Source organism: Microcystis sp. LEGE 08355, assembly GCF_015207185.1.
GTDB classification, from domain to species: domain Bacteria; phylum Cyanobacteriota; class Cyanobacteriia; order Cyanobacteriales; family Microcystaceae; genus Microcystis; species Microcystis panniformis.
Map to the genome: position 1 here is coordinate 1 of NZ_JADEXI010000370.1, position 4,669 is coordinate 4,669.

General features: G+C 42.4%; 3 protein-coding genes. All 3 read right to left on the minus strand.

The features are described 5' to 3' along the window. Positions 1–64 precede the first annotated feature (64 nt). A complete protein-coding gene (locus tag IQ242_RS17135) occupies positions 65–850 on the minus strand; it encodes a hypothetical protein (RefSeq protein WP_193960802.1) in 786 nt (261 codons plus the stop codon). Between the two features lie 598 nt (positions 851–1,448). Continuing rightward, positions 1,449–1,871, minus strand: a complete 423-nt coding sequence (locus IQ242_RS17140) for a retroviral-like aspartic protease family protein (RefSeq protein ID WP_228021052.1) — start codon at positions 1,869–1,871, stop codon at positions 1,449–1,451. Positions 1,872–2,171: 300 nt separating this feature from the next. Beyond that, positions 2,172–4,412, minus strand: a complete 2,241-nt coding sequence (locus IQ242_RS17150) for a glycoside hydrolase (RefSeq protein WP_193960804.1) — start codon at positions 4,410–4,412, stop codon at positions 2,172–2,174. Positions 4,413–4,669: the final 257 nt, after the last annotated feature.

Genomic DNA, 4,669 nt, shown 5'->3' on the forward strand with positions numbered 1-4,669 from the left:
AGCGGCCACCGAGAAAACCTTCACCAGATAAGTATTTTTACTCAAGTCTCTGGAGGGGGACAGCTTATGTGACAGTTGAGGGTGCGGAATGTGGGTTGAAAAAGCGAATAATCTCTCGTACATGATTGAGAAATTGACTGTCTTCTGTCAGTTGTGCGATCGGATTTTGTGCTTCCTGAGATAAGGTTTCATGTTCAACCTGATTTTTAGCCTCCAATTTTTCTAGTAAGGCTTTCAGACGGGCTAATTCTTGGCGATTTATTTGGACTTCTTCTTGCTGTATATTTGCTTCGGTATCCAGTTTTTTCCTGATTATTGCCAGATTATCCTCTAAAATAGAGACGCGATTGCGCAACTCTACTACATCCTCTCTGGGATACTCAATCTGTTGTCGAATCATTGACAAACGCACGGCTAAATATTGATAAGCCCGAATCGCCAGACGTAAAGCTGTCAATAATAAAGTTGCACCAGAACTCACATATCCTACTGCACTAATTCCCGTTGCTGCTAAGGTATAAAGTCCAATTCCTGACAGCAAATGTAAGGCAATTGCGAGCCGAATTGACCAACGCGCTACTGTCTTAACATAATCAACTTGTTTCCGATCTACGGGAATATTTTTTTCTTGAGAAATTGCTGCTTCTGCGATGACTTCTTGGGCATCAAAATAAATGTTCCAAGGAACAGTCACAATCACTAACAACCACCAAAAACTGGCGATCCCAATCAACCAATCGATTAAATTTCCTGACGGGATGTGCAACCATTGTAAAACCCCAAAAGCTAGTAAGACTAAGGCTCCAAAAATCACACAAAATCCGATAAATCCTAGGTAGCTTAAAAACATCTCAATCACCTCTTTTTTATTTCTCTTTACTGGCTCTACCGAACTTAGTATGCTAAACTGATGATTGAAAAAGGGAACGGGGAACGGGGAAAAGGGTTGAGATTTTGGCAACAACTAAGAAATGATTATTGAAGGAAAAGGTGACGTTATGGACAATAAGCAGAGAATAGTCTGGTTTTTTTTAGTGCTTGAACCTTAGCAAAGCTGAGTCAAAAACATCGCAAACAATTGACAAAAATTGCGGCAATGTCTGTCTATATAAGGGTTTCATTCCTTATATAGACAGACATTGCATAAGACAAACCGAAGAACCTGTTATTTTTACATAACAGGTTCGGTAGAACCCTCTTTTTTATGCTAGAAAAAGGTTGGTCAAGTTTCACTAGCGGTTGTGACACTTTGTGAATTTACCCATAAAATAGCCTAATTGTGAACCATAACTTGGCTGTTTGACAACGAGTATAGTGTAGGTTGGGTTGCAGCATGAAACCCAACGCCCGCTCATGTTACGCTACTGCTAACCCATCCTACAAATAATTGTGTCTCCCTACTTAAATTGAGAAAACAAGGGTGATCGATCCATGAAGGTTATCAATTTTTAGAGAATTGTTAGATAAGTATCTAGAGATTTGGAGGATAGAACTTTCAAAGTTTGGTTTTGTAGGTCTAATTCTAAACCCAGTGCTTCTAGGGGGATTACTCCAATTAAAGGATTGCGACCACAGGGTAATTCTAAACATTCAAAAGTTCCCTCGCGACCACAAAGCAATATTTTAGCATCCTGAAAGACTCTCGCTTTGCTCAATCCAGTTGCGGTACTAACATCGACTTCTTTAAGTAAATCTAGCCCCAGTCTGTCAATAATATTAGCAGGTAAACAGAGGGTTGTTGCTCCCGTATCAACTAAAACTTTTGGTAAAGTAACAGAGCGAATTGGCTCTTCTGGTTTCTGTGTGGAAACGAGGTCTATACTGATAGAATATCCGCCAAAATAGCACTGAAAGTCTTGCCCGATCAGCATTTCACGATTCCATAAGCAAAAATTATCAGACAAAATCGAGAAGAGCCGCGAATTTCTGAAGGAGAGATAAAACCTCTAGCAGCTGCTGATTCATCGGCACGATTAATTATTGTCAAAGGTGTGAAAACTTTGCCCATCGGATTTGTCTGTTTCTTTTCCATATTATTATTTAGTAATCCCTATAATTAGAGAATATATTTTGAGACTAACTAGAGATTAGAGCGGTTACTAATCACTGATTCTAGCTGATAGCTGATAACTAAAAAACTGATTACTGATAACTGATAACTGATAACTGATTTAAGGTCTTTGCAGGAAGATTAATTCTTCAACGGGGAGGAAATCATAGTATTGACCTTGATTAGCTAAAACTGCGATTAAATGGAGACGAGCATCGGGTTCAATGTGTAATCCTTCCCAGGGGACAGCAATTTCCAAACATTGATTAAAAGAAGCTTTGGCACTACTAGGAACTCGTTGCCAAGTAAAATATTCTTGAGCGAATTCTAACCAAGTAAATTCCGTGATTAAATTTATTCCTAGATGATGATGATAACCGTAATCGAGGGGCGATCGAGGGGGAATATCTGCTAAGGGAATTGGACTTTGCAGACGATGCACTTCATCATAATACCAATATAAATGCACTTCAGGCGGGATATCTTTGCCTAATTCTGCCCCCGGTTTCCAATCGAAACGCAGATAAAAATTGAGGTGATCCCAACCGAAAAAGAGCCTTTGTACTAAGGAAGTCCGGTGCATTGTACCACTGGCGCCACCAATTTCGATCCGTCCGGCTTTATCCCAATCCTGTTCGTCCCCAAAACCGTCGATAATGGGGTGAATAAAAGCTAGTGGACGATTACTTTGTTTATCTCCGTGTTCTTCCACCGGTTCGAGCAAATAGGAGGGAATTGGCTCATTTAAAGCTTGATAAAGAGCGATTAGGTGTTCGCGGAAAAGTTGGTCAAAAATTGCGTCATGATTGGAGGAATGGCCATAACCAAACCACCAAAACCAATCGGAACCCTCCGCTGCATACAATGCTTCCCACGCATCGGGGTTATTATCTTCCGTCGCTTCCGGGTGATTAGCGAGGGTTTGACGGGCTAAAATTAGATATTCCCAAGCTTTATTTTTAGCGGGATCGCCGATCCAAGTGGTAAAATTGGCATCGATCCAAGAGCCGCTATGAAGTTGATTGACAGGGATTTTGGCATTAGCGGGAAAGCGATCGAGATATTCCGAGACGGTGACTAATTCGATCGCTTGGTGGTCGCTTAAAAGTTGATAAAGGCTCTCTAGGAAGGGTAAACCGTCTTGATGATAGTTTTCCCAACAGTTTTCGCCATCTAGCGCAATGGTAACTAACCAGGGTTTTTCTAGGGTCGTGGTTTCTGCGTTGGTTTTCAGCTGTTCGGCGATCGCTTCTAGGTGTTTAACTAAGTCTGTAGCGGCCTCTTGCGCTTTCATGCCACTATAGCTAAATCCGATCAGATCCGAGAGACGATGATCGCGGAAAACCATCGATAAATTGCCGTTGCTAGTTTCCAGAAGGTAGGGACGATAAAGCAATTCTGGTTCGCTAATATTGCCTTTTTCGTCGCGATGAAAGTAATGTCCCAGAGACCAACCTAACACCCCCTCATCGGAACATAACCACTGAAAACCCTGTTTAGCGACAGCGGGGAGAATTGCGGGACTAACGGATTGTTCCGAGGGCCAAAGTCCTCGAGGTTGTTTATCAAAGCGATCAATGTAGATTTGCCAAGCTTTCCGGAGATGACGGTAAATATCTTCAGGATAGTGGAAATATTGACGAGGAAGGGTCATATTCGGCACCGCTACCCGGCCGGCTTCCGAGTTGGCCAGCAGGGGTAAAATCGGATGGGTGTAGGGACTGGTAATGATTTCTAGTTGTCCAGTTTCCTGCATTAACCGGTGTTGCGGCAAGATACGACGCAGAATTTGACGCTGTTTGGAGATAATTCGCTGGCGATCGCTTAAAGTGAAGTTTTTTCCCTGTTCTAACCAAGTAGCGATTTCCGGGTCACTGTGAAAGATAGGATCGATCCACGCGAGGTTATGCCAAGCCAAGAGATCGCTATAATCTTGCAGATTCCAATGGCTAATACACCAACTATGACCGTTTTCTTGACGCTGTGCGTATAATTGGGCGTAACGGGGGTGCGGATCGATCAGGGTACGATGGTTAGCATCGAAAAAGTGTTCAAGGATAAAGTGTTTTTGTGCCAGGGTTAATTGCGCTTCTGGGGTGACGGTGAGAGCAAGATAGGGGTCTATAGCTAGTCCATTGACGTAATCCTCTAATTGCAGGATTAAAGAGGGGACAAGGTTGACTGTTTGGTGTAATTTCGGGTAACGTTCTAGAATCAGGATTAAATCGAGATAATCTTTCACCCCATGCAGTCGCACCCAGGGTAAGCGATATTGTCCCGAAGCATCGGTGCGAGTTTGACAGGATTTGTAGAGGGGTTGGTGTTGATGCCAAATAAAAGCGACGTAGAGAGGATAGGTCATGATAATACCGAGAAAAAGTGCATATAACAGGCTATTTAGCCGTTATTTAGATAATAGTGGACAAAAAGCCTGTTATAGATTCTTAAAAGTTGATTTCGGTCACTACCATAATCCTATCAACGGGTTTTGAGAGGGTATCGTCTCTTTGTATTTGTTAAAGGATCGGATTCTCCGGTGATGAGTATTGGGAGTTCAATTGCCGCAATTCTTACTGACGACCGACGACCGACTCCTTACCCCACAGTTAAGTAGATAGG

Coding starts and splice junctions, on each gene's coding strand:
- IQ242_RS17150 (WP_193960804.1), bottom strand. CDS start 4,412: ATGACCTATCCTCTCTACGTCGCTTTTATTTGGCATCAACACCAACCC.
- IQ242_RS17135 (WP_193960802.1), bottom strand. CDS start 850: ATGTTTTTAAGCTACCTAGGATTTATCGGATTTTGTGTGATTTTTGGA.
- IQ242_RS17140 (WP_228021052.1), bottom strand. CDS start 1,871: ATGCTGATCGGGCAAGACTTTCAGTGCTATTTTGGCGGATATTCTATC.